Annotated in this window: 27 protein-coding genes; 13 read left to right on the plus strand and 14 right to left on the minus strand. The window is 62.3% G+C overall.

Translation table 11 applies throughout. From position 1 onward, the window contains the following. Positions 1-10 precede the first annotated feature (10 nt). Entirely contained in the window at positions 11-547 is a 537-nt protein-coding gene (locus IHQ72_RS11865) for a FecR domain-containing protein (RefSeq protein ID WP_374120394.1), read from the plus strand. Positions 548-552: 5 nt separating this feature from the next. Next, positions 553-2,418: a CHASE2 domain-containing protein gene (locus IHQ72_RS11870; RefSeq protein ID WP_258122593.1), complete on the plus strand. Its 1,866-nt coding sequence runs from the start codon at positions 553-555 to the stop codon at positions 2,416-2,418. Positions 2,419-2,826: 408 nt separating this feature from the next. Here IHQ72_RS11870 and IHQ72_RS11875 read toward each other — a convergent pair whose 3' ends face one another. Further along, on the minus strand, positions 2,827-3,183 hold the full coding sequence (locus IHQ72_RS11875) for a cupin domain-containing protein (RefSeq protein ID WP_258122594.1): 357 nt from the start codon (positions 3,181-3,183) through the stop codon (positions 2,827-2,829). A gap of 302 nt (positions 3,184-3,485) precedes the next feature. Between IHQ72_RS11875 and petA the strand changes: the two genes are divergently transcribed. The 4 genes from petA to IHQ72_RS11895 all read left to right on the plus strand — a co-directional run bounded on the left by petA (position 3,486) and on the right by IHQ72_RS11895 (position 7,082). Next, positions 3,486-4,046, plus strand: a complete 561-nt coding sequence (gene petA, locus IHQ72_RS11880) for a ubiquinol-cytochrome c reductase iron-sulfur subunit (RefSeq protein WP_258122596.1) — start codon at positions 3,486-3,488, stop codon at positions 4,044-4,046. An 18-nt stretch (positions 4,047-4,064) separates the two neighbouring features. Further along, positions 4,065-5,363 carry a cytochrome b gene (locus IHQ72_RS11885; RefSeq protein ID WP_258122597.1) on the plus strand — a complete coding sequence of 433 codons (1,299 nt, stop codon included), beginning with the start codon at positions 4,065-4,067 and terminating at the stop codon, positions 5,361-5,363. 89 nt (positions 5,364-5,452) lie between these two features. Further along, positions 5,453-6,325, plus strand: coding sequence for a cytochrome c1 (locus tag IHQ72_RS11890; protein WP_258122598.1), 873 nt, complete (start codon positions 5,453-5,455; stop codon positions 6,323-6,325). Positions 6,326-6,536: 211 nt separating this feature from the next. Next, on the plus strand, positions 6,537-7,082 hold the full coding sequence (locus tag IHQ72_RS11895) for an adenine phosphoribosyltransferase (RefSeq protein ID WP_258122599.1): 546 nt from the start codon (positions 6,537-6,539) through the stop codon (positions 7,080-7,082). 162 nt (positions 7,083-7,244) lie between these two features. On the opposite strand, the gene IHQ72_RS11900 is transcribed toward IHQ72_RS11895, so the two are convergent. The 7 genes from IHQ72_RS11900 to IHQ72_RS11930 all read right to left on the minus strand — a co-directional run bounded on the left by IHQ72_RS11900 (position 7,245) and on the right by IHQ72_RS11930 (position 12,690). Then, positions 7,245-7,715, minus strand: a complete 471-nt coding sequence (locus IHQ72_RS11900) for a MaoC family dehydratase (RefSeq protein WP_258122600.1) — start codon at positions 7,713-7,715, stop codon at positions 7,245-7,247. Then, entirely contained in the window at positions 7,712-8,182 is a 471-nt protein-coding gene (locus IHQ72_RS11905) for a MaoC family dehydratase (protein ID WP_258122601.1), read from the minus strand. Before IHQ72_RS11905 ends, IHQ72_RS11900 begins: the two co-directional genes overlap by 4 nt. A gap of 167 nt (positions 8,183-8,349) precedes the next feature. Further along, the gene (gene corA, locus IHQ72_RS11910) at positions 8,350-9,324 is read right to left on the minus strand and encodes a magnesium/cobalt transporter CorA (RefSeq protein WP_258122602.1); all 975 of its coding nucleotides are present in this window, start codon (positions 9,322-9,324) and stop codon (positions 8,350-8,352) included. 221 nt (positions 9,325-9,545) lie between these two features. Beyond that, positions 9,546-10,649, minus strand: a complete 1,104-nt coding sequence (ychF, locus tag IHQ72_RS11915; RefSeq protein WP_258122604.1) for a redox-regulated ATPase YchF — start codon at positions 10,647-10,649, stop codon at positions 9,546-9,548. Between the two features lie 77 nt (positions 10,650-10,726). Further along, positions 10,727-11,290: a hypothetical protein gene (locus IHQ72_RS11920; RefSeq protein WP_258122605.1), complete on the minus strand. Its 564-nt coding sequence runs from the start codon at positions 11,288-11,290 to the stop codon at positions 10,727-10,729. Between the two features lie 3 nt (positions 11,291-11,293). Next, entirely contained in the window at positions 11,294-12,025 is a 732-nt protein-coding gene (gene pth / locus IHQ72_RS11925) for an aminoacyl-tRNA hydrolase (RefSeq protein ID WP_258122606.1), read from the minus strand. A gap of 23 nt (positions 12,026-12,048) precedes the next feature. Further along, the gene (locus IHQ72_RS11930) at positions 12,049-12,690 is read right to left on the minus strand and encodes a 50S ribosomal protein L25/general stress protein Ctc (RefSeq protein WP_123148481.1); all 642 of its coding nucleotides are present in this window, start codon (positions 12,688-12,690) and stop codon (positions 12,049-12,051) included. Positions 12,691-13,105: 415 nt separating this feature from the next. Between IHQ72_RS11930 and IHQ72_RS11935 the strand changes: the two genes are divergently transcribed. From IHQ72_RS11935 to IHQ72_RS11955, 5 genes are all read left to right on the plus strand, one after another. Beyond that, positions 13,106-14,107, plus strand: a complete 1,002-nt coding sequence (locus IHQ72_RS11935) for a LacI family DNA-binding transcriptional regulator (protein ID WP_258123812.1) — start codon at positions 13,106-13,108, stop codon at positions 14,105-14,107. Between the two features lie 74 nt (positions 14,108-14,181). Then, on the plus strand, positions 14,182-14,973 hold the full coding sequence (locus IHQ72_RS11940) for a 3-methyl-2-oxobutanoate hydroxymethyltransferase (RefSeq protein ID WP_258122608.1): 792 nt from the start codon (positions 14,182-14,184) through the stop codon (positions 14,971-14,973). A gap of 7 nt (positions 14,974-14,980) precedes the next feature. Further along, positions 14,981-15,991 carry a sterol desaturase family protein gene (locus IHQ72_RS11945; protein WP_258122609.1) on the plus strand — a complete coding sequence of 337 codons (1,011 nt, stop codon included), beginning with the start codon at positions 14,981-14,983 and terminating at the stop codon, positions 15,989-15,991. 133 nt (positions 15,992-16,124) lie between these two features. After that, positions 16,125-17,066, plus strand: a complete 942-nt coding sequence (locus tag IHQ72_RS11950; protein ID WP_258122610.1) for a substrate-binding domain-containing protein — start codon at positions 16,125-16,127, stop codon at positions 17,064-17,066. A gap of 79 nt (positions 17,067-17,145) precedes the next feature. Continuing rightward, positions 17,146-17,463 carry a MocE family 2Fe-2S type ferredoxin gene (locus tag IHQ72_RS11955; protein ID WP_258122611.1) on the plus strand — a complete coding sequence of 106 codons (318 nt, stop codon included), beginning with the start codon at positions 17,146-17,148 and terminating at the stop codon, positions 17,461-17,463. A gap of 56 nt (positions 17,464-17,519) precedes the next feature. Here IHQ72_RS11955 and IHQ72_RS11960 read toward each other — a convergent pair whose 3' ends face one another. Beyond that, complete coding sequence (locus tag IHQ72_RS11960) at positions 17,520-18,023, minus strand: DUF2938 domain-containing protein (RefSeq protein WP_258122613.1); 504 nt, start codon at positions 18,021-18,023, stop codon at positions 17,520-17,522. A gap of 111 nt (positions 18,024-18,134) precedes the next feature. Here IHQ72_RS11960 and IHQ72_RS37500 point away from each other — a divergent pair, with 111 nt between their 5' ends. Beyond that, positions 18,135-18,812: an ArsR/SmtB family transcription factor gene (locus IHQ72_RS37500; RefSeq protein WP_258122614.1), complete on the plus strand. Its 678-nt coding sequence runs from the start codon at positions 18,135-18,137 to the stop codon at positions 18,810-18,812. Positions 18,813-18,998: 186 nt separating this feature from the next. On the opposite strand, the gene IHQ72_RS11970 is transcribed toward IHQ72_RS37500, so the two are convergent. Further along, positions 18,999-20,249 carry an MFS transporter gene (locus IHQ72_RS11970; protein WP_258122615.1) on the minus strand — a complete coding sequence of 417 codons (1,251 nt, stop codon included), beginning with the start codon at positions 20,247-20,249 and terminating at the stop codon, positions 18,999-19,001. A 132-nt stretch (positions 20,250-20,381) separates the two neighbouring features. Between IHQ72_RS11970 and IHQ72_RS11975 the strand changes: the two genes are divergently transcribed. Continuing rightward, entirely contained in the window at positions 20,382-21,242 is an 861-nt protein-coding gene (locus IHQ72_RS11975; RefSeq protein ID WP_258122616.1) for an AraC family transcriptional regulator, read from the plus strand. A gap of 67 nt (positions 21,243-21,309) precedes the next feature. Here the strand turns inward: IHQ72_RS11975 and IHQ72_RS11980 are convergent, their stop codons facing one another. From IHQ72_RS11980 to pgeF, 4 genes are all read right to left on the minus strand, one after another. After that, positions 21,310-22,245 (minus strand): ribose-phosphate pyrophosphokinase, encoded by a 936-nt coding sequence (locus tag IHQ72_RS11980; protein ID WP_123148470.1) that lies wholly within the window; start codon positions 22,243-22,245, stop codon positions 21,310-21,312. 167 nt (positions 22,246-22,412) lie between these two features. Then, positions 22,413-23,060, minus strand: coding sequence for a hypothetical protein (locus IHQ72_RS11985; protein ID WP_258122618.1), 648 nt, complete (start codon positions 23,058-23,060; stop codon positions 22,413-22,415). Positions 23,061-23,113: 53 nt separating this feature from the next. After that, positions 23,114-24,265: a M24 family metallopeptidase gene (locus IHQ72_RS11990; RefSeq protein ID WP_258122620.1), complete on the minus strand. Its 1,152-nt coding sequence runs from the start codon at positions 24,263-24,265 to the stop codon at positions 23,114-23,116. Then, entirely contained in the window at positions 24,265-25,059 is a 795-nt protein-coding gene (gene pgeF, locus IHQ72_RS11995; RefSeq protein WP_258122621.1) for a peptidoglycan editing factor PgeF, read from the minus strand. The genes IHQ72_RS11990 and pgeF overlap by 1 nt, the downstream gene beginning before the upstream one ends. Between the last annotated feature and the right edge of the window lie 107 nt (positions 25,060-25,166).

A 25,166-nucleotide genomic window follows, 5' to 3' on the forward strand; every position in this document is an offset into this window, starting at 1 on the left:
GGAGACGTTCATGAGCGCAAGTGGCCGATATCTCCGGAGCCTGATGGCATGCATGCTTGCCTGTGTCTTCTGGGTGGATACCGCTTCAGCGCAGTCGAATAACGCCGGCTGTACGTTCGGACTGGTAGCAGGTACGTCCCGACAAATTCTGAGATGCCGGGAAGGCCTTACCATCATTGCGGAAGATGGCGCTCGTTTTGCACTGGTGGACCGTGATCGAAATGGTAGTGCCGATGCGGTCAGATTACGGCGCAAGGCGCTGTTGCTCGATGCTCCAGCCGGCAGGGTCCGGGGTGGCTTCGCTGTCGTCACCCCGCAGGCGATCGCCGCGGTGCGAGGTACAAAATGGGCAGTCGACGTTGCCCGAGGCAAGACGTCTGTTTTCGTCGTCAAAGGTCGCGTCGCCGTGCAAAGGCCGGCGTCCAATGCTGGCGTAGTCCTCGGGCCGGGCGAAGGCGTCGATGTGGAAGCCGGAACAGGCACACTGACGGTCAAGCGCTGGCCCGCCGCACGTGTTTCGGCTTTGATGGCCCGTTTCGGTCAATAAGCTAAATGAGCGGGCGAGCGCTTCAGACGCTGATCGCGCTCGTTCTGGCGGGTCTTTGGGGGGCCGGCCTTGGCTTTGCGCACTGGCGCGGCAACATGTGGTCCCTCGATCGCGTCGAAGCAACGATGACGGATCTTCGAACGCTTGTTCGGGGAACGGCAAAGCCGCCGGAGCTGATTACCATTGTCGCAATAGACGACGAAGCGGTCCGAAACGACGGCCGCTATCCCCTCAGCCGCGCCACGCTTGCCCGGATTGTCGATACGATAGCTCGCTTTGGGCCGAAAGCCATTGCGGTCGACCTGCTGCTGGTCGATCCCGGGAAAAAAGGTGATGATGAGGCGCTCGCGCGTTCGCTGCGTGGGACTTCAAGCGTAATCGCTGCTGCAGCGGTCTACTCGGGAGGTAAACAATCGATTGCAGCCGAGGGCGATGGCCCTCTCGCCCGAGTGCCGAATGCCAAGCGGTTTCTGTGGCCCCTGAAAGCGTTCTCGGATATCGCCGCTGTCGGCGTCGTGAACGTGGTTACCGACTGGACGGGAACGCCTCGGTTCGTCCCGTTGCTGTTTCGGGCCGGAGATCGGACGGAAGCGTCTTTCTCCCTGCGCGTTGCCGCCATGGCGGTGGGAGAGGATCCGGGAATTGCGCCCGACTATCTATCTCTGGGCGGACAGCGGATTCGGACGGACATTGGTCACATACTCCCTCTGACATTCTATGGCCCCCGCGGCACGATCCGCACGATCAGCGCCACGACGGTGCTGGGGGGCCAAGTCGATGGCGGCATTATTCGGGATCGAATTGTTGTGATCGGTGCAACTGCAACCGGCACCGGCGATGTTTTCCCGACACCGTTTGATCCCGTGCTCCCAGGCGTCGAGGTCATGTCGACGGCCATTGCCCATCTGATGACCGGCGACGGCATAGTGCGAGATCAGTACGTTCGCCTTGCAGATGCCGGCTTTGCAGTGGTGCTGCCAGTGGTTCTTGTGGGGCTGTTGGCATGGCGTCGCAACGCCATCGGCCTTGCAGCGATCGTCGGCGTGGTTGTGATCTGGTTCGTGGTCAATATGACCGCATTCTCACACCATATCTGGCTGAGCGCGGCGTTGCCGATGGCCGCCGCCGTTCCGCCAGCTATTTTGTTCGGGGCCGCGCAGCTTTGGTTGGGCAGGAACCAGGCCCAGTATTTCGCCACGCAGAGCGAATTGCTTCAACGAGTTCAGGCCCCGGGCTTTGCGAGGTGGCTCGCGAAGCATGGCGACTTTCTCCTGGAACCTGTCCGGAGGGACGCCACCATCATATTCATTGACCTGTCCGGTTTCACCGGACTGAGCGAAACATTGGGGCCGAACGCCACACGCGAACTTTTGAACACGTTCCATGCGTTGGTGGACGAAGAGGTGACAAGCTGCGGTGGCGTTGTCACGAATTTCATGGGTGACGGAGCCATGATCCTGTTCGGTCTACCGGAAGCAGCGACAGATGATGCCTTCAATGCTGCCCGCTGCTGCGCAGCGCTCTCCAGCCGTACCAACAACTGGCTCGTCTCGTTGCCCGCATCAACTGCATCTAGGCTCGGCTTCAAGATCGGAGCGCATTACGGAACAATCGTTGCGTCGAGACTCGGTGGCAAAGGCCGTCAGCACATCGCGACTACGGGTGATACGGTTAACGTCGCCAGTCGCTTGATGGAGATCGCGGCCGACCAAAATGCCGAAGTCGCAGTGAGCGACAAAATGCTGCAAGTCGCCGGCCGCGACTGCGAGTTGTTCAAATCTGGTGCTCTAAGAGGACCTGTGGAAGCACAGGTCCGCGGGCGTTCAGGCTCGCTCGCAATCTGGCTGTGGCAGAGTTCGCAGACGCTGTAGGATACCAGGCCCCGTGAACAATGATGGTACCGGAATGTCTGAATGGCGCCCGTTTGGCCGCGACACTTCAAATCCTGCCTGAGGCCTCGGCCAACCCGAACGGGAGATTCTGAAAAAATCCGCATTGATGGAAGGCAGCTTCGGGTCATGGGCGTGAATTCGGCCGGGGGCGAACGAGCTTCCGCTTAGGGTCGTATCAGGCTGTAGCGCGAACGGCAGGTTTGGAGAAATTCAATGAAGGTCGGCAAATGGCGCGACCAAGCTGTTCCGGCATACGGCTCAAACGGCAACGTTCCACCCAAAGCGGTTGTCTAACCTCGGGTACCAAGCGTCAGATTTTTACCACTAGTTCGACCATGATCTTTTCCGAAAACCGGTTTCCGGTTTTCGCTGACGCGGACCTTCGGCCTACTCCAGCCATTCGGTGATGAAGCTGCCGTTTTCGTGGATGTCGGTGGTTTCCAGCGGACCTGGGCCGAGATTGGTGAATTTGTGCGGCGTGTTCGGCGGCACGATCAGGATCTGGCCAGCCGACGCCTCGATCTGCCGGTCGCCGACGGTGAACAGCCCGGTGCCGGTGCGGATGATGAAAATCTCGCAATAGGGATGCATGTGCAGCCGCGGGCCGCCGCCGATCTCCGGCAGATAATTGAAGATCAGGTAGCTATTGGAGCCGTAGGCGCCGCACTGCAGTTCGCCCTGCCAATGGTCGGGGCAGCGGTCAGGCGTCGCGGCCCATTTGTCGCGGTCGATGACATGCGCCATGGGCCAAGGATAGACCGAGCCCGGCTCTCCTGTCGAGGCAAACGCAGGCGCCGGTTTTGCCGTTGTTTTCCTGTGTCTTCGCCGTCTTCGTCGCCACGTCGCCCGACGTCGAATTGCGTCCCCGCGACAATCTGCCCTTGTGCCTTCACCCGTCTGGACAAAAACGGGCTTCACGCATAAACCGAACTCCAAATGCCGGAGGAATTCGCTAGCCTGTTCGCCATGCGCTGTCGGGTTGGCGTGAATGAGCGGGGAACAAGCCTCGGCCACCGGCACGGAAGAGGCGAAAGGATCAGGCACCCGTGAGCGCAACCGACATCCAGGATCCCAACCGTCGTGATTTTCTCTACGTCGCCACCGGCATGGCCGCGGTGGTCGGCGCGGGTGCCGTCGCCTGGCCGTTCATCGACCAGATGCGCCCGGACGCCTCGACGCTGGCGCTGGCCTCGGTCGAGGTCGACGTCTCCTCGCTGACGCCGGGAATGTCGCTTGTCGTGAAATGGCGCGGTAAGCCGGTGGTCGTGCGCAACCGCACCGAACAAGAGATGAAGGACGGCGAGGCGGTCAATCTGGCCGAGCTCAAGGATCCGCTCGCCCGTAACGCCAATCTACCGGCCGATGCTCCGGCGACCGACGCCAACCGCACCATGCCGGGCAAGGAGGCCTGGATGGTGATGGTCCAGGTCTGCACCCATCTCGGCTGCATTCCGCTCGGCCAGGAAGGCGAGTTCGGCGGCTGGTTCTGCCCGTGCCACGGTTCGGTATACGACACCGCCGGCCGCGTCCGCGGCGGGCCGGCGCCGGAGAACATGTCGGTGCCGGTGTTCCAGTTCATTTCCGACACCAAGATCCGTATCGGCTGAGGCTAAGGGATATTTTCGATGAGCGAGGGACACTCGACCTATACGCCCAAGACCGGTATCGGACGCTGGTTCGACGCCCGCATGCCGATGCCGCGGCTGGTTTATGACAGCTTCGTCGCCTATCCGGTGCCGCGCAACCTCAACTATGCGTGGACCTTCGGCGGCATCCTGGCGACCATGCTGGCGGCGCAGATGCTGACAGGCATCGTGCTGGCCATGCACTACGCGGCGGACAGCACTCTCGCCTTCGATTCGGTCGAGAAGATCATGCGCGACGTGAATTCGGGCTGGCTGCTGCGCTACCTGCATTCGAACGGCGCATCGTTCTTCTTCGTCGCCGTCTACATCCACATCTTCCGCGGCCTCTACTACGGCTCCTACAAGGCGCCGCGCGAGCTTCTGTGGATCCTTGGCTGCATCATCTACCTCCTGATGATGGCGACGGGCTTCATGGGCTATGTGCTGCCCTGGGGGCAGATGAGCTTCTGGGGCGCAACCGTCATCACCGGCTTCTTCAGCGCCATCCCGCTGGTCGGCGAATGGATCCAGCAGCTTTTGCTCGGCGGCTTCGCTGTCGACAACCCGACGCTGAACCGCTTCTTTTCACTGCACTATCTTCTGCCGTTCATGATCGCCGGCGTCGTCGTGCTGCATATATGGGCGCTGCATGTGGTCGGCCAGTCGAACCCGACCGGCATCGAGGTCAAGTCGAAGACCGACACCGTCGCCTTCACCCCTTACGCGACTATCAAGGACGCGTTCGGGATGCTCGTGTTCCTGTTCATCTTCGCCTATTTCGTCTTCTACCTGCCGAACTTTCTCGGCCACCCGGACAACTACATAGTCGCCGACCCGCTGAAGACGCCTGCCCATATCGTGCCGGAATGGTACTTCCTGCCGTTCTACGCGATCCTGCGCGCCATCACCTTCAATATCGGGCCGATCAACTCCAAGCTTGGCGGCGTGCTCGCGATGTTCGGCTCCATCGCCATGCTGTTCCTGGTGCCGTGGCTCGACACTTCGAAAGTGCGCTCGGCGGTCTACCGGCCCTGGTACAAGCTGTTCTTCTGGCTGTTCGTGATCGATGCCGTCCTGCTTGGCTGGCTGGGTTCGCAGCCGGCCGAAGGCAGCTATGTCTTCATGGCGCAGATGGCGACATTGTTCTACTTCGCCTTCTTCCTGGTCGTGCTGCCGGTGCTTGGCCTGATCGAGACCCCGCGGCGGTTGCCGAATTCGATCACCGAGGCGGTTCTCGAGAAGAACAAGGCTGGCGGGCATCCGGCTCGCGCGACAGCCGCAGCGGAAACCAAGGGCTGAGCATGTTGCCGAAAAGTGGAGACCGGTTTTCGGAAAAGATCATGCTCGAGACGACGACGGCGCGGCAGAGAATCTCAAGGGGATTTGGCATGAAGAAGATTCTCACCTCGCTGGCGCTGCTCGGCCTTGTGTTGGCAGGCACTGGGGCCGCGACCACTGGGGCCACCGCCCAGGAGGAGGCGCACAACGAAGCCGCGCCGACGCATTTCCCGATACACGAGCCGAAGGAGATGGACTGGAGCTTCGCCGGGCCGTTCGGCACCTACGACAAGGCGCAGTTGCAGCGCGGGCTGAAGGTCTACAAGGAAGTCTGCGCGGCCTGCCATTCGATGAAATTGGTGGCGTTCCGCACACTGGAAGACCTTGGCTATTCAGAAGCGCAGGTCAAGGCGCTGGCGGCCGAGTACACGATCAATGACGGTCCCAACGATGCCGGCGACATGTTCGATCGTCCCGCTATACCGTCCGACCATTTCCCGGCGCCGTTCCCCAACGATCAGGCAGCAGCGGCCGCCAATGGCGGCGCTGCCCCGCCCGACATGTCGCTGCTGGCCAAGGCGCGCGGCGTCGAGCGCGGTTTTCCGCGTTTCGTCTTCGACATCTTCACGCAATACGCCCAGGGCGGTCCCGACTATATCCACTCGCTGCTGACCGGCTATGACGAGCAGCCGCCGGCGGGCATGGAGATACCGGAAGGCACCCACTACAACCCGTACTTCATAGCCGGCGTGTCGCTGACGATGCCCAACCCGCTCTCCGACGATCAAGTGACCTATGACGACGGCGCGCCGCAGACGGTCGACCAGTACTCCCGCGACGTGTCGGCGTTCCTGATGTGGGCAGCCGAGCCGCATCTGGAAGCCCGCAAGAAGACCGGCTTTCGCGTGCTGGTCTTCCTGTTGCTGTTCGGCGCGCTGGTCTATCTGACCAAGCGCAAGGTGTGGGCCGGCGTGGCGCACTGAACCACGAAAAGCCACGAGATCGAAAGGGCGTCGAAAGGCGCCCTTTTGCACTTCTGAACACCGCCTCCAAAGACGCCGGCTCCAGTCCTTTGCCGGACAATTTTCTTCCAGGCGCCACATCGCGGTAGCCGTCATCGGTCGCGCCGGGTTACGATCGGCCAAAATTCCATTTCGCGTCTTCAAGTCGAACGAACGCCCGGAGAGCAGCCCCATGAAACCTTCGCTCGAAGACACGCTGCTTGCCGCGATCCGCACCATTCCGGACTATCCCAAGCCGGGCATCCTGTTTCGCGACATCACCACGCTGCTCGGCAACGCGCGCGCCTTCCGCCGCGCCATCGACGAGCTGGTGCATCCCTATGCCGGCCAGAAGATCGACAAGATCGCCGGCATCGAGGCGCGCGGCTTCATTCTTGGCGGCGCCGTCGCCCACCAGCTCTCGGCCGGCTTCGTGCCGATCCGCAAGAAGGGCAAGCTGCCTTACGAAACGGTGCGCGTCGCCTACAGCCTCGAATACGGGCTGGACGAGATGGAGATGCACAGGGATGGCGTGTCTCCGGGCGAAAAGGTGATCCTGGTCGACGACCTGATCGCCACCGGCGGCACCGCCGCGGCGGCGGTCGAGCTGTTGCGGCAGATCGGCGCCGACATCCTCGCCGCCTGCTTCGTCATCGACCTGCCGGACCTCGGCGGCCGCGACAAGCTCGAAGCACTCGGCGTGCCGGTCAGGACGCTGATCGGATTTGAAGGGCATTGAGGCGCGCACTGCCTTCTCCCCTTGTGGGAGAAGGTGGATCGGCGCGCAGCGCCGAGACGGATGAGGGGTGTTGCACGGAGTGCCGCAGTGCCAAGCTGGAACACCCCTCATCCGACCGAGCTTCGCTCGGCCACCTTCTCCCACAGGGGGAGAAGGAAGAAACTACCCCATCTTCACCAGCACGGCACTTTCGAACTCGATGACCTTGTCGCCGGTCGAATCGAAAGCCTCCGAGCGCAGCGTCAGCAGCCGCCAGCCAGGCCGTGACATGATGGGGCGGTGGGCAAGCGCGGTGCGGGTGAAGGTCACCGTTTCTCCGGCATAGACGGGCTTCAGCCATTTGAGGTTCTTGAAGCCGGGCGAGGGGCCGAATTCGGGCGCCGGTCCAGCGCCGGCCCAGCGGGTGCCCCCGGCCTCCACGCCGGTCTCGAGGTTCAATTTCATCCAGGTTGCAGCTGTGTGCCAGCCCGACGCGCACAGGCCGCCGAACACGCTCTTCTTCGCCGCCTCTTCGTCGAGATGGAATATCTGCGGATCGTATTTCCTGGCGAACGCCTTGATCGCCTCGGGTTCGAATGTATGCGAACCGAGCGTGACGGTGACGCCGATGCAGAAGAACTCGTCCAATGTCATGAGGGGCCTTGTGCGGCATCACGGGCGAGGAACATGACGGTGTTCTCGAGTTCGAAGACGCCTTCGCCACGCTGGTTGAAAAGCTCGCTGCGCATGGTGACGAGGCCGAGCTGGGGCTTGGACCTGGACAGGCGCTTGGCAAGGACGGTGGTGTTGCCGCTCAAGATGTCGCCGGCCAGCACCGGCTTCTTCCACCGGACCTGGTCAACGCCGGGGGCGCCTTGCGAGGTCGAGTCCAGCAGGAAGGCATCGCACAGCATGCGCATGAACATCGCGCAGGTGTGCCAGCCGGAGGCCGCCAGCCCGCCAAGGATGCTGGCCTTGCCCGCCGCCTCGTCGAGATGCATCGGCTGCGCATCGAACTCTTGCGCGAATTCGATGATCTCGGCCGCACTCACCAGCTTCGTGCCGAGGTCGAGCGAGGCGCCCTCGACGAAATCCTCATAGGCCCAAGTCTTTCCGCTCATGGTCTGGAATTCTTTCCGGTCATGGTCTGGAATCCGGTTCAAGATTGTACGATCGCCACGGATCGGGTTCCCGGATGCAGGCGGGGCGTGATTTGGTCAAGTCATTTCTGGTGCGCCAGGCCATCGCGCCCAACGCAACAGCCAACGCGAAAAAAGCTCCGAAGCCTCTACAACCAGCCGCGGCGGCGGAAATACCAGAAGGGCAGGATCGCCGAGAGGATCATCAAGCCGATGGCGAAAGGATAGCCGAAGTTCCAGGTCAGTTCGGGCATGACATTGAAATTCATGCCGTAGATCGAGGCGACCAGCGTCGGCGGCAGGAAGATGACGGCAGCGACGGAGAAGATCTTGATGATGGCGTTCTGCTCGATCGAGATCATGCCAAGCGTCGCGTCGAGCAGGAAGTTGATCTTCTGCGACAGGAAGGTGGCGTGGTCGGCGAGCGACAGCACATCGCGCGACAAGGTCTTGATGCGGGCGCGGATGTCCTTGCTCATCTTGGTCTGGGTCGAGGCGTGGGTGAGGAAGCCGGCGAGCCGCTGCAGCGAGATCAGGCTGTCGCGGATCGACGAGGCGATGTCCTCCTTGCGGCCGATGGCCTTCAGCAATTCCTGAAAATCGCGGTTGCGTTTGGACGCCTTGGTCGAGCTTGGCTGGAAGATGTCGCGCGAGATCGTCTCGATGTCGCGGCCGGCGCGCTCCAGAATGTCGGCGAGGCGGTCGACGATCGCCTCCAGCAGGCCGATCAGGATGGTGTCGCCGCTGGTGCAGCCGGTCGCCACCTTCTCGGCGCGTAGCGGAAAGGTCTTGAAGGCCTTCGGTTCGTGGTAGCGCACGGTGATCAGCCTGTTGCCGGCCAGCACGAAGGTGACCGGCGACATCAAGGGATCGTCGGCCTCGGTCTGGGCGGGCAGAATGGCGGTCATGAAATAGGCGCCGTCCTCGACATAGAGGCGGCTCGAAATCTCGATCTCCTCCATCTCCTCGCGCGTCGGAATGGCAACACCAAGCCAGGCCTCGATGGCCGCTTCCTCTTCCTTTGTCGGGCTCACAAGATCGGCCCAGACGACCTGGTCGCTGTTTGCCAAGAGATCGTCGGCAAGGCGCAGGCGATCATTGTCCACGACGAATGCCTTGATCATCGCCGGGTCTCCCTTGCTGAGGCCAAAAGGATGGGTTCGAGCGGGCGCGTCGTTTCGGATTGCACGGGACAGGCGCTTTCGACGAAAGCGCGGGCCGGTGCAGACGCCCCTTAGACCGGGCATTGCAGGCAGTCAAGCCGCGCGGAAAGGGCCCGTGCGGCGTGCACGAGGCTGTGATCGCGCCGGCGGCCATGATGGCTTCCGGCGCGCCGTCGGTCAGCTCAGGTGTTGAACTTGAACAGCATGATGTCGCCGTCCTGGACGACATACTCCTTGCCTTCGTCGCGCGCCTTGCCGGCCTCCTTGGCCGCCACTTCGCCGCCCAGCGTGACGAAGTCGTTGTAGGCGATGGTCTGGGCGCGGATGAAGCCGCGCTCGAAATCGGTGTGGATGACGCCTGCAGCCTGCGGCGCCTTGGCGCCCTTGTGCACGGTCCAGGCGCGCGTCTCCTTCGGCCCGACGGTGAAATAGGTGATGAGCTGCAGCAGCTCGTAACCGGCGCGGATCACCTTGTTCAGGCCGGGTTCCTCGAGGCCAAGCGTCGCCAGGAATTCCATTTCCTCGTCGTCGCTGAGCTGTGCCACCTCTGCTTCGATCGCCGCGGAAATCACCACGGTGCGGGCGCCTTGTGCGGCAGCCATCTGTTCGACCGCTTTGGTGTGCGCGTTGCCGGTAGCGGCGTCGGCCTCGGCGACATTGCAGACATAGAGCACGGGGTGCGACGTCAGCAGGTTCAACCCCTGCAGGATGCGCAGATCCTCCGCGGAGATACCTTTGAGCAGGATGCGAGCGGGCTTGCCGGCCTGCAGGAGTTCAAGAGCTGCTTCCATCATCGGAAGCACGGTCAGCGCCTCCTTGTCCTTGCCGGAAGCGCGCTTGCGGAACTGCACGATGCGGCGCTCGAGGCTGTCGAGGTCGGCGAGCATCAGCTCGGTTTCGACGGTCTCGGCGTCGGCGACAGGATCGATGCGGCCCTCGACATGGGTGATGTCGTCATCCTCGAAGCAGCGCAGCACATGGACGATGGCGTCGACCTCGCGGATGTTGGCCAGGAACTGGTTGCCCAGACCTTCGCCTTTCGAGGCGCCGCGCACCAGGCCGGCGATGTCGACGAAGGAGATGCGGGTCGGGATGATCTCCTTCGATTTGCCGATCGCCGCGATCTTTTGCAGGCGCGGGTCCGGCACCGCCACCTCGCCGGTGTTCGGTTCGATGGTGCAGAACGGATAGTTGGCGGCCTGCGCCGCCGCCGTCCTGGTCAGCGCGTTGAAAAGCGTCGACTTGCCGACGTTGGGCAAGCCAACGATGCCGCATTTGAAACCCATTTTTATCCGGTCCTATCGGGAAATCGAAATTTGATGAGGGCTATGGGCGAAAGCGCCGACGATCGTCAAGGCGCAATTCAGTTCAGGGGTTGCGCAATGTCGTCGGTGCCTATGGCCAGCGAGCGAACGCCGGACCTGCTCAATATCTGTAGGAGATGCCAGAACGCGTCGACGTCGGCGGTTCCGAAATCAACCGTCAACTGCCCATCGAGCAATTGCGTGCTGTGAATGATGTTTCCGACGATCTCCATCGTCTCGCGCTCGCCATCGATATCGAACCAGGTGCGAAACCATTCGTCGAAGAGATCGTCGTCAAGGTCCTTTGTGTCGAACTTGAAATGGACCTCGTCCCACTTGAACGGCGATATTAAGGCGTCCATTCCGCCGATCTCGGCGCGAATATCCGGAGAGAATTTCAGATAGGTATCGCTATTGATGAATTGCGGATTGGGCTGTCCGTCGTTAGCAACGAAGTCGACTGCGATGAAATTTCGATAGAAGGAATCGACGTTCGAGAACTTGACCTCGGTCGTATGCGATCCTTGGCTGTTGGCAGCAAGTTCGCCGACAGCTGAGACGAACTGATCGACATATTTCTGCCTGACGCGGCGGACCAATTCCTGAACGTCGTCCATGTCCATGGCCTAATCCTTGCCGCCGAAGAGCTTCTTCAGCATGGCGGCCATCGGGCCGGTTTGAGGCAGCTTGACCGCCGGCTGCTGCGGTCGCGCCTGACGGACATGGCTCTGCTGTTTTGCGCCCTGTTGTTTTTGCCCGGGCTTTTCCGGCTCGGGCGCAGCACCGGTCCTTCGCTGGACGGCAACACTGACCTTGTTCATGAAGCCGGGCTCATCACCCCTCAGGATCAAGTCGGCATGATCACCGATGGCTTCGAGCAGCGGCTCCAGCCATTCGCGATCGGCCTTGGCGAAATCGCCAAGCACATGATGCTGGACGAATTCCTTGACGCCGGGGTGGCCGACGCCGATGCGCACGCGGCGGTAAGCGTTGCCGATATGGCCGTCGATCGAGCGGATGCCGTTGTGACCGCCGGCGCCGCCGCCGGTCTTGACGCGGACCTTACCGTCGGCGAGGTCGATCTCGTCATAGAAGACGGTGAGCGCCGAGGGGGTGAGCTTATAGAAGCGCAGCGCTTCGCCGACCGACTGGCCGGAATTGTTCATGAAGGTCTGCGGCTTGATCAGGACGACCTTTTCGCCGCCAAGCGTGCCTTCGGCGATCAGGCCCTGGAATTTCTTCGACCAGGGCGAAAAGGAATGGCGGCGGGCGATTGCGTCCGCCGCCATGAAGCCGACATTGTGCCGGTTGTTGGCGTATTTCGCGCCCGGATTGCCGAGGCCTGCAAACAGCAGCATCGTCACCTCCGGGCGGAAAGGGATTACTTCTCTTCGGCGGCAGGAGCCGCTTCGGGCTCAGCCGTTTCGACCGCCTCTTCCTCCGCCTCCGGCTTCATCGCCGCGGAGCCGGCGATGGTTGCGACGGTGAAGTCGCGGTCGGAGATCACCGGCTTGACGCCGGCCGGCAGTTTGACCGCCGAGATGTGGATCGAATCGCCGATATCGGTCCCGGTGAGATCGACGGTGATGAATTCCGGGATCGCATTGGCCGGGCAGTGGAACTCGACTTCGTGACGCACGATGTTGAGCACGCCGCCGCGCTTGATGCCGGGCGACTTGTCCTCGTTGATGAAGTGGACCGGCACGTCGACATTGACTTCTGTGTCCTTGCCGATGCGCAGGAAATCGACATGGACCGGAAAATCCTTGACCGGGTCGAGCTGGTAGTCCTTGGGCAGGACCTGGATCTTCTTGCCGTCGACATCGATCGTGGCGATCGTGGTCAGGAACCCGCCGCCATGGATCTTGTAGTAGATGTCCTTGTAGGTCAGCGCAATCGCCAGGGGAGGCTGCTTGTCACCGTAGATTACTGCAGGCACTTTACCGTTGCGGCGAACTGCACGGGCGGACCCCTTACCGACCTGTTCGCGCGCTTCGGCCTTGAGCTCGTAAGTATCGCTCATGGCATTTCCTTTCGCGTTGTTCTGGAGCGTTCGCGGCCGGCGAGGTGCCTGGGCCGTAAACGTCGAAAGCCGTCATGGCCTTACATGATCTGGTCCAAAATCTTTTTTGGGATCACGCAGGCCGGACAGCCTTCCGCCGCGTTGCCTCCAAGGGTGTCTACGCGGGTGGCGGCTCTATAGCGGAAGGTGGGACGGGGTGCAAGCCAAAGGCGGGCATTGCAATGAATGTCTGGCTTGAGCCCAGGAGCCGACATTGTCACTCCGAAAGCCCTGAAGCAACCGACTGGCGGACAGCCGGTGCATTCGATTGGCGAACATCGCCGGGATGGGACCTTTTGGGAGAGCCAGAAGATGATCTATCCTGGAGGCGGATGCGGCTGGCCAGGCTTCGGCATCGTGACGGCGGAGAACCAAGATTCCGAAGCCCACTTTCCTTGAGATAGCCCTTCGCGCCGGGGTCGGCACGGCGACGGTCGAGCGCGTGCTGAACGGCAGGGGTGGGGTCCGGCCCGCCACCGTCGAGAAGGTCGTCGCCGCCGCGCGCTCGCTCGACTATCCGCGCCGCCTGCCGGAAGCCCATCGGGGGGTGATCAGGATCGAGGTCATTCTGGTCCGTCCGGACGCCACCTTCTTTGCCCGCCTGTCCCGTGCCTTCGAGCGCATCGCCGCCACGTTGGATCGGACGATCGCCGTCCACCGGACATTTCTCGATGAGGCAAATCCCGCGGCCATCGCGCAGCGGATCCTCGATCCCGACATGCGCCGCGCCGCCCTGATCCTGGCGGTTCCCGACCATCCGCTGGTCGGCGCGGCGCTGAGGCGGCTGGAGGCGGAGAAGATCCCGACGGTGCAGATCGTCACGCAGATTTCGGGCACCAGCGGCGCCTATGTCGGCATCGACAATTACGCGGCTGGGCGTATGGCCGGGCTGCTGATGTCGCGCATGCAAAGGCGGCCGGGCAAGGTGGTGGCGATCTGCCATAGCCAGATCTACCGCGTGCACCGTGACCGCGTGCGCGGCTTCTTCGACTATCTGATGGAAGCCGGCGGCGATTTCGAACCGGTCGCTGCCCTGTTCGGCCATGACGAGGGCGACCGAAACGCCGGGCAACTGGTCGAGGCGCTAACGCGGTGGCCGGACCTTGCCGGCCTCTACAATGCCGGCGGCGCCAACGCCGCGCTGAACGACGTACTAAGACGCCCGCGTGGCCGCGAAGTGTTCTTCGTCGGCCACGAACTCACCGAGCGCAGCGCCGCTGCCCTTCGCCAGGGCACCATGGATGTCGTGCTCGACCAGGCGCCGGAGGCGCAGGCAAGACGCGCCATGGACCTCGTGCTGGCGAAATTGAACCTGCACGATCTGCCGGTCGACAATCCGCCGATCCGCTTCGTCACTTTCACCGCCGAGAACGTTTGATCTGATTTGATCAAGGAACAAGCGGCCTTCCGCCGGCTGCGGTGTTATCCCCTCAGCAAACGGGAGGATGACAGGTGACCAGACGGCTGACGGCCTACGATCTGCAGAGCGCCAAGGGCACTCGCAAATGGCTGCAACTCCATGTCGATACGCCGGCCGAAGCGGCCGCGGCGGTTGCCTGCGACATCTCCATCCTGTCCTGCGAGCCCGACCACAATCTCGAAGCCATCCGCGCCGCCGCACCTCACGCGTTCCTGTCGGTCGGCATGCCGCATGGCGCGGTTGCCTCGCCCGACGAAGCGGTACGTCTCGGCTTTGCGATGATACGACGCGGTGCCGACGCGATCTACTGCTCGCATTCGCCGAGCTTCATCGAGGCGATGGCGGCGGAGGGCATTCCCGTCACCGGCCATGTCGGCCTGGTGCCGAACCGCGCCACCTGGACGAACTTTCGCGCTGTGGGCAGGACAGCCGAGGAGGCCCTCAAGGTCTTGCGCGCCACCAAGGATTTGGAGAATGCGGGCGCTGCCTGTGTCGAGGTCGAGGTTGTGCCGGTGCGGTTGGCCGAGCACATAAGCCGGTCGACGCCGATGATCACAATGGGCATGGGCTGTGGCTCGGCCTGCGACACGCAATACCTGTTTTCCAGCGACGTGCTGGGCACCCACACCGGCCACTACCCCCGCCATTCCAAGCGCTACGCCGACTTCGTCACGCTGGAGGCCGAGCTGCAGGAAAAGCGCATCGCCGCCTTCCGCACTTTCGGCCGCGAGGTGGCCGAGGGCCGCTATCCCGAACCCAGGCACCAGGTCGACATGGACGATGCCGTCTTCGACCGCTTCCTGACCCTCTCCCAATCCTTGTGAGATCGACATGGACGACCTGAAATACGGCAAGCGCAACAAGCGCGGCGACTGGGTCCCCGACGAACCGGCCGGCACCGCGCCGCTTTTCGTCCTCCCGCCGCGGCCGCTCGCGCTGCTGAAGTGGCTGCCGCACTACTTCGTGCCCTACAATCTGCTGTTCGCCGTTTCGGCGGTGGCCTGGTGGCACTTCGTGCTGCCCGATGTCGAGGTGATGAAGACGCTGTCCTGGGGCTGGATCGTCAGGCTGTTCCTCGTCAACTGCGCAGCCCTTCTGTTGTTCTTCGGCGCCTTCGAGCTCAGGCTCTACATCCTGCGGGCCCAGGGCAACAGGTTCAAATACAACGGCAAATGGCCGTCCGAGCAGAAGAGCAAGGCCTTTTTCTTCGGAAGCCAGAACATCGACAACATGCTGCGTACCTTCGGCACCGGGCTGCCGATCTGGACGGCGGTCGAGGTCGCCATTCTCTATGCTTACGCCAACGGCTACGTGCCGTGGCTCACCTTTGCCGAGCACCCCGTCTACCTGTTCTGCCTGGCGCTGGCGGCGCCGATCATCCACGAGACCCACTTCTTCCTGCTGCACAGGGCCATCCATTGGGGGCCGCTCTACAGATGGGTGCACTCGGTCCACCACAATTCGGTGAACCCCTCGCCATGGTCGTCGCTGTCGATGCATCCGGTCGAGCAGTTCGGCTATCTCGGGGTCGCGCTGTGGCATCTGGTCATCCCGTCCAATCCGATCCTGGCGCTCTACCAACTGCATTTCGCCGGCTTTGGCGCCATCCCTGGCCATGTCGGCTTCGACAAAGTCGAACTCGGCGAGGACAAGGCCGTCGATAGCCACGCCTACATCCACTACCTCCACCACAAATATTTCGAGGTGAACTACGGCGACGGCCTCATTCCGTTCGACAGGTGGTTCGGCACTTTCCACGACGGCAGCAAGGAGGGCGAGGCCCGCATGCAGGCCCGCTACGAGAAGAAGAAAGCGCGCGCCAACGCGGCCGCTGCCACGTGAATGGGGCCTGCTTCAGCAATCCAGAAGCCGAAGCCGGCGGCGCGCCTCATCGGTTGCTCCATTCAAGATCCCGAAAGGGCCGGTATTCCAAAAAGGAGTGAGCCGGCACTCCACGTCCAGAGGGAGGAAATCCATGAAGAAACTTCTGTGTTCGGCAGCGTTGGCGACAATGATGTCGACCGCTGCGATGGCAGAAAAGATCGGCGTCAGCATCGTCAATTTTGACAACAATTTCCAGACACTGCTGATGCACGGAATGCAGGACCGCGCCAAGGAAAAGGGCGTCGGCATCCAGGTTGAAGACGCACAAAACGACGTCGCCAAGCAGCTCGACCAGGTGAAGAATTTCATCGCCAACGGCGTCGACGCCATCGTCGTCACGCTGGTCGACACCAATGCATCCAAGACCCTCAGCGACGAGGCCGCGAGCGCTGGTATTCCACTCGTCTTCGTCAACCTTGAGCCCAACGATATGGCAAACCTGCCGGACAAGCAGGTCTATGTCGGCTCGAACGAGGCCGAGTCCGGCACCCTCGAGGCCTTTGAAGTGTGCAAGCTCTTGCGTGCGAACGGCAAGTCGGCCGGCGCCAGAGCCTACATCGTCATGGGCAGCCTGGTTCACCAGGCAGCGTTGCAGCGGACGAAGGATGTCGAGCAGATCTTCGGCACCGATATGTGCAATTTCATCAAGATCATCGACAAGCAATCGTCCGAGTGGTCGCGCGACAATGCGCAGAACCTGATGACCAACTGGCTGACGGCCGGACCGGTGCCGGACGCGGTCATCGCCAACAACGACGAATCCGCCATCGGCGTGATCCTGGCCCTCAAGGCAAACGGGGTGGACATGAAGAACGTCGTCGTCGGCGGCATCGATGCCACCCAGGATGGCCTGCAGTCGATGAAGGCGGGCGACCTCTCTGTGACGGTATTCCAGAACGCCAAGGCACAAGGCGGCGGCGGCGTCGACGCCGCAATTGCCCTTGCCAAGGGCGAGAAGGTCGATCGCGTCGTCTACGTCCCGTTCGAACTGGTCACGCCCGCGAATATGAACGACTACCTCAACAAGAATTAGGCCGAAGCGAGCCCTCCAGGACGGCTGCACGGGCCGTCCTGGACGGTGCCCTGCGCAGTTCATTATCGAAGGAAAACAAATGTCCAGCTGGATCAGGGCTTGCAGCCTCGACGACATCGAACAGGAAGGCGCCCGCCGCTTCGACCATGGCGGCAAGACCTACGCCGTCTTCCGCTCGCCGGATGACGAGGTCTTCTGCACCGATGGCCTGTGCACGCATGAGGCCGTCCATCTCGCCGATGGGCTTGTCATGGACTACGAGGTCGAATGCCCCAAGCACGCCGGCGCCTTCGACTATCGCACCGGCGCGGCGAAGCGGCTGCCGCCCTGCGTCAATCTCAGGACCTATCCGGCCAAGGTGGAAGCGGGCTCCGTGCTGGTGGCGATCAGCCAGTGACAGGAAGTATGGCCAGGCAGTCGACCAGGTCGAAAGCCGACCGCAATCGATCAGTGTCAGACCGGAAACAGGAGTGCCGAAAGCAACGCAGCGACATACAGCCCGACCCCGAACGACAAATGAGTCATGAGGCCGCGCAGACGCGCGGTGCGCGGATTGGGAGTTTTCGAGGCTGCAATTCCCGCTCCAAAAGCTGGCTGCATTAGGAAGAACGGGGCGACAATAGTGGACATGCCGACAAGAAGGGCAGGAAGCAATGTCGGGTGTCGTGCCCAGTCGAGACCCCATACTCCCATCAGCAATGCAGCAAAGACGATGCCGATCGCGTAATGCGCGCCCCATCCAATGGCAGCTTCGCCCCGAATTCGGGGAGCCTGCGCGATATTCGCATTTGCGAAACGTCCTCGCGGAAAGTGCCCGATCCAGCGGCCGACCCAGGCATAATCAATCGATGGAAACGCGAACGTTCGTTTCAAAAACAATCCCCAAAGATCCATCACCGCCGTCGCCCCCGTTCCGATCGCGGTTGCGCGGACAACGAACTCCAACTGCTCGTTCATTTCTATGCTCCCGTCTTGTCCATGCTCCTGTCTTGGGCGTCAGACACTAGCCGATTTAAACCATTCATTCAATGTATTGATTGATTGTTTGATTGATGGTAGCCATGCGAGATGAAAAACGCAGACGTTCATCATCCGATCTTTGACGAAATAGCGGATCTCGCCCGAACGCTGGGACATGCACACCGGCTGGTTCTCCTCCGCCATATTGCCGACGGCGAAGTCGCGGTAGAGCAGCTGACGCAGCTTTCCGGGATCGCATTGGCCAACACCTCGCAGCATCTTCAACACCTGAAACGGGCCGGCTTGGTGCAGACCCGGCGAGACGGGAAACGCGTGCTCTATCGTTTGGCAGATGGGCCGATCGAAGACGTGCTGGCGGCCTTGCGAAGCCTCGCGAACCATAGGCGCGAGCAAATCCGTGAGCTCATCAACGACACTATGAGCCGGCCGGACAGACTGGAGAACATCTCGCGCGAGGAACTCGTGCGCCGCATGCGGGACAACGAAGTCGTGCTGCTCGACGTTCGGCCGCAGGAGGAATACGCAGCCGGGCATTTGCCGGGTGCGATCAACATTCCCGTGGGTGAGTTGGAGGATCGACTTGCGGAGCTTCCACGAGAGAAGATCATCGTCGCCTATTGCCGTGGTGTCCAGTGCGTTCTTTCTGCCGACGCGCTGGCAATCCTGAGGACGCGAGGCCGGGCCTCACGCCGGTTCGAAGGCGGTTTTCCCGAGTGGCTGACCTCAGACCCTGATGTCGACGACATGAACTACGAGAGCGGCTGACAGAAGCCAAAGTCGGCGTCGCTGGCCCAAGCCCGAATATGAATGGAAACTGGAGCCGCTACGGGGCAATGCCCGCGGCAGGCTGGACGGTGCGCACCGGAAGCATGGAAGGGAAGCCAATGCTTCTGCCATTTAATCCAACCGGGACGAAGCTTGGTATCAAAAAGCCGAAATCGAACTCAAGCTTCACCCGATCGTGGCGTCTTTGTCGAGCTTCCTAGCTTCCTTCATGTTCGGCAAAAAAACCGTCAGCAGCCCGAGCAGCGGCAGGTAGGAGCAGACCTGAAAGACGAAGTCGATGCCTTTCATGTCGGCGACGACGCCGAGCACGGCGGCGGCGATGCCGCCCATGCCGAAGGCGAAGCCGAAGAAGATGCCGGCGATCATGCCGACGCGGCCCGGCACCAGCTCCTGGGCGAAGACGACGATGTTCGAGAAGGCCGAGGACAGGATCAGGCCGATCAGCACCGTCAGGACCATCGTCCATTCGAAATTGGCGTAGGGCAGGGCCAGCGTAAAGGGCAGCACGCCGACGATCGAGAACCAGATCATCGCCTTCTGTCCGTAGCGGTCGCCGAACGGGCCGCCGAGCAGGATGCCCAGCGCCGAGGCGCCGAGGAACAGGAACAGCATGACCTGCGACACCTGCACCGAAACGCCGAATTTATCGATGGCGTAGAAGGTGTAGTAGCTGGCGAGGCTGGCCATGTAGGCGTTCTTGGTCAGCACCAGCAAGGTCAGCACCGCCAGCGCGGCCATCACCTTGCGGCGCGGGAAGGGCGAGACGAAGCCGGCGGCCTTGCGGTTGGCGAGCGAGGCGCGCAGGCGGCTGTACCAGCCGCCAACCCGCCACAGCACGATGATGCCGATCAGCGAGCCGGCGGCAAACCACGCTATGCTGGTCTGGCCGAAGGGCACGACGATGAAGGCAGCCAGCAGCGGCCCGATGGCCTGGCCGAAATTGCCGCCGACCTGGAACAACGATTGCGCCAGGCCGAACCTGCCGCCCGAGGCGAAGCGGGCGATGCGCGAGGATTCCGGGTGGAAGATCGCCGAGCCGATGCCGATCAGCGACGCGCCGATCAGCAGCAGCCAATAGTGTCCGGCATAGGCCAGCACGATCAGGCCGATCAGCGAGGACGCCATGCCGTAGGGCAGCGAATAGGGCATCGGCCGCTTGTCGGTGACCATGCCGATCAGCGGCTGCAGCAATGAGGCCGTCACCTGGAAGGTGAAGGTCAAAAGGCCGATCTGCCAGAAATCGAGACCGTAATTGTCCTTCAGCAGCGGATAGATGGCCGACAGCAGCGACTGCATGATGTCGTTGACACAATGGCAGAAGCTCACCGCAAGAATGACGGTGAAGGCCGTCGCTTGCGCCGAAGTGTGGCTGGCCGCCGCAGGCGTGGCGACGGTGGTGGCTGTCGTGTCGGTCAAGGCATGCTCCGTGGTCTTTTTGGCGGCCGCTGCAGCAGGCGGCCTCATGGCCCGATTGCTTTATATAAGTCACTTGTCTGGCGACTTCTTTCGTGGTTTGGTCCAATAGTTTCGCGAGTGGGCCATTAGCCAATGCCGCATGGCACCGAAATCTTCAAACCGGGCGACACCGATCTCGGCCAGTTCACCGATCTCGGGCTGTTGCGCCGCTGGCAATGGCTGGAGCAGGCCGTCGGGCCGGCGGTGGCGCTGCCGACCGAATATTCCGACGGCTACCATGTGCCGCAGCACCGTCACAGTCGCAGTCAGTTGCTGCATGCGCTTGTCGGCGTCGTGCTGGTGACGACGCGGCATGGGCGCTGGATGGTGCCTCCCGATCATGCGATGTGGATTCCCGCCGGCACCGAGCATTCCGTCGAGATGCTTGGCGACGTCAGCATGCGCTCGGTCTATGTAATGCCGGACGCCATCGCGGGGTTGCCGCATGGGCTGCGCGTCGTCGGCATCACCGATCTGATGCACAGCCTGATCGTGGAATCGGAAAAGCTGCCGCAGGGCGCCGAGCTGGAGGGGCGCGGCGGGCTAATCATGAGCCTCCTGCTGCATGAAATCCCGAACCTGCCGGAACGGCCGCTCGGCTTGCCTTTTCCTTCGGATCCAAGGTTTGCGGCACTCTGCCGGCGCTTCGTCGCAGCACCCTCGCCGCATGCGACGATCGACGAATGGGCCGATATCGTCGGCATGAGCCGCCGTTCCTTCACCCGCGCCTTTCATCGCCAGACCGGATTGTCGTTGTCGACATGGCGCCAGCAGGCCTGTCTGTTCGCGGCCTTGCCGAGGCTGGCCGATGGCGAGCCGATCACAAGGGTGGCGCTCGATCTCGGCTATGACAGCGTGCCGGCCTTCATCACCATGTTCAAGCGCATGCTGGGGGCATCGCCGCGCGGCTATATGCGCGGGTCAAGGGACAACATCAGGGTGTCGAACGGGTAGCGCATGACCCCGAACCTCCGGTTCGGAAAGGATCATGCGCAAAATCAAAGTGTAGCGCGGGCAGATTTCAGTCGAACAGGCTCGATACCGATTCTTCGGTCGCCGTGCGCGAGATCGCCTCGCCCATGAGGTCGGCGATGGAGATGACGCGGATGTTGCTGGCGTCGAGCACCGCCTGGGTCGGCTGGATGGAATCAGTGATGACCAGTTCCTGCAGTTTCGAGGCGCCGATGCGGGCGATGGCGCCGCCCGACAAAACGCCATGGGTGGTGTAGGCGGTGACGCTGGTGGCGCCGGCGGCAAGCAGCGCATCGGCCGCATTGCACAAGGTACCGCCCGAATCGATGATGTCGTCGATCAGCAGGCAATCCTTGCCGCGCACGTCGCCGATGACGTTCATGACTTCCGATTCACCGGGGCGCTCGCGACGCTTGTCGACGATGGCAAGCTGGGCATCGATGCGCTTGGCGAGCGCGCGGGCGCGGACCACGCCCCCGACATCCGGCGACACGACCATGACATTGGCAAGCTTCTTGTATTTCGCCTTCACGTCGCGGGCCATGACCGGCACCGAGAACAGATTGTCGGTCGGGATGTCGAAAAAGCCCTGGATCTGGCCGGCATGGAGATCCAGCGTCAAGACACGATCGACGCCCGCGCGCGTGATCATGTTGGCGACCAGCTTGGCCGAGATCGGCGTGCGGCCCGAGGCGCGGCGGTCCTGCCTGGCATAGCCGAAATAGGGAATGACCGCGGTGATGCGCTTGGCCGACGAGCGCATGAAGGCATCGATCATGATGAGCAGCTCCATCAGGTGATCGTTGGTCGGGAACGAGGTGGACTGCAGGACGAAGACATCCTCGCCGCGCACATTCTCCTGGATCTCGACGAAGATTTCCTGATCGGCGAAGCGCCTGACGCTGGCTTTGCCCAGCGGGATGTTGAGATAGCGGGCGACCGCTTCGGCCAGCACCCTGTTGGAATTGCCCGCGAAAAGCTTCATGCACCGTTCCTGGTGAAGGATGGAGACTCTGGCAGACTCTCTTGAGCCCCTTAGTCGGGGCTTTTAGCGGCCCGTGCCGGTATTGCAAGCGTCGTGATCGGGAATCCGCCGGCTAATCTCAATAAACGTCGACGACGAGGGAAGCCGGCAACATGTCAGCCCGCCGGTCAGCCCGCTTGGCCGCCAAGCCATGTGGCGAACTGGTCGATCGTCTGGTCGGCGATCGCCTGCATGGTCTCCGGCGCGACAGCAGCCCAGCCTTCGCCATCATTGACCGAGGGCGCCTTCTGCTGACCGTTGATGCGATGCAGCCGGTTGCCTGCCGGGTCATAGACGTCCCAGACATAGATGACGGTGGTATCCTTGCCTTCCGACATCGTTGAGAAATAGCCTTTCAGCACGTGCGTGGGGGTCTGGCCGGCGCTGCCTGCCAAGGTGATGCCGCGCTGCTTGGCTCGCGTTTGAAGCGCCGCGGTCAGCGGTGTCGCGGCTTCCACCGAGGCGCCGACGATCGGCGCTACCTGCAGGCGGGTTCGTGCGATGACGGCGGCGCTCTTTGCGGGCGGCGCGGTCGTGGTTGCAGGCTGCGCAGGGGCGGAAGGCTCTGTTGCTGCGGAAGACTGCGCGGTCGTTGCCGGTGTGGTGGGCGTTGCAGGTGTGGTGGGCGTTGCAGCCGTGCCGGTTCCGGCCGTTGGCACGGCCTGTGTCGACTGCGGGGCGATGGCCGAGGGTTCGAGAACGTCCTTCGCGTTGGTGCAGGCGGCTAGCGTCAGCGCCGCGAGCAATGACACGGTCGTCACGTGCGATCGCCTCATTCCCTCAAAACTCCCTGGCGATGAACGCCCTTTGCATCCGTACCATTATGGATTCATTGCACAATCAAGTCGAGATCATGGCGGGACAGCGGTTTCGGCTGCGATTCAGTCGTCAGATAGGTGCGGCCGAGCGTCATTGCCGTCTCGGTTTCGGAGTCCATGATGATCATGTGGGCGAACAGCGTCATGTTTGGCGCGATGGGTTCGGGATTGCCCTGATAGAACATCGGCATGTCCATCCATGATGGGGTGAAGCGGGCGCCGAGCGAATAGCCGCAGGCGTTGAGCCGGTGCTTGGTCAAGTTGTGTGCTTCGAGCGTGCGGGCATGCGCGTCGAACACATCACCGAAGGTATTTCCGGGCGTCATCGCCTTTTCGACCGCCAGAAGTGCGGCGCGCGCGGCATCGAACAGTTCCTGGTGACGTTTCGATACTTTGCCGGTGAGCACCGTGCGCATCATCGCCGCATGGTAGTGGTGGAAGACGCCGGCCCATTCGAGCGTCAGCTGGTCGTTCTTGCTCAGCTTGCGACGGCCGGCCTTGTAACGGCAAAGCAGCGCGTCCACGCCAGAGCCGATGATGAACTCGTTGGCCGGATAATCGCCGCCGCCGGCAAAGATGGCGCCCTGCATGGCGGCAAGGACCAAGGCTTCGTCGCCACCCTGCTTGATCAGCGGCAGTGCCGCGTCCAGCGCGTCGTCGGCGAGATTTGCGGCCTTTTCCACCTTGGCGATTTCGGCCGGGCTCTTGAAAAGGCGCAGCCGGCTGACGATGCCGGACGCGTCGGCGATCTGGCCAAAGGTCTGCAATTGCTCGTCCAGGCGCCGGCCATTGTAGGCGGTCAGGCCGTGGGTGTCGTATTCGACGCCGATGCGGGCGCCGAGCAGGTCGAGATCGTTGAGCAAATTGCGCAGGTCGATCGCCGGATTGGCGCCGTCGCGATCGGTCCACAGCACGATGTTGTCGATGATCGAGGTGTGGCGCGCCTGGCGCAGATCGGCCGAGCGGGTGAGCAGGATCATCGAACCGTCTGCCTTCACCACGAGGCACTGGAAGAAGCAGAAGCCGAACGTATCGTAGCCGGTCAGCCAATACATGCTCTCCTGCGCAAACAGCAGGACGGCATCGAGCTTCTTCTCGGCGATCTCGATCATCAGCCGATCGCGCCGCGCGTCAAATTCCGACCGTTCGAAATGCAGCGCCATTATTCTGTCTCCAAAACGATTGCCGAAATCTGCCGCCCGTAATCCGGCTCCTTGCGATGCGTGCTGCGCCGGTAGGAATAGAACAGATCCTCCTCGGCGTAGGTGCAGCGGCCGAGCCCGCCGGCGATCACGCCGGCCCGGGTCAGCCGATCGATCGTGTAGAGGTTGAGGTCGAACTTTGCATGCCCTGATTTCGCGGAAGGCGCGAAATAGCTGATATTGTTGGCGTCGGCCTCGACGAAGCGGGCGACGAATTCCGGGCCGACTTCATAGTTTTCTGGGCCGATGGAAGGACCGAGAATCGCAACGATGCGCTCGCGCCGGGCGCCGAGGCCTTCCATCGCCGCAATGGTGTTTTCCAGCACGCCTGACAAGGCGCCCTTCCAGCCGGCATGGGCTGCGCCGATGATACGCGCCTCGGCATCGGCGAACAGCACCGGTCCGCAATCGGCGGTCGAGGCGCCGACGGCGATGCCCGGCCGATCCGTGACGACGGCGTCGGCCTTCGGCCGCTCGCCGGGAAAAGGCTCCCTGGCGATGACGACGTCGGGCGAATGGATTTGATGGGCGGTCAAGAGATGGCTTGATGGCACGCCTATCCAGTCGGCGACGCGGCGGCGGTTCTCGGCTACTTGCGTCTGGTCGTCGCTTGAGCCGGTGCCGATGTTGAGGCCCCGATAGATGCCGCTGGAGACGCCGCCGACGCGAGTGAAATAGCCGTGGCGAATGCCTTGCGCCCGCGCCTTTTCCAGCAAGGGCGACCGAACGGGATCCGGTTTGGTCTGATTCAGCATGGCGGCGTTGTTGTCCGTGTGGGCGATTTCGTCAAGCGACAGTCCAAAGATCGGCGACGGTCCAAAGATGGGCAACAGTCGGAAACTGGGAGAGTGAGAGAGGCGGC

Source organism: Mesorhizobium onobrychidis (assembly GCF_024707545.1).
GTDB classification, from domain to species: domain Bacteria; phylum Pseudomonadota; class Alphaproteobacteria; order Rhizobiales; family Rhizobiaceae; genus Mesorhizobium; species Mesorhizobium onobrychidis.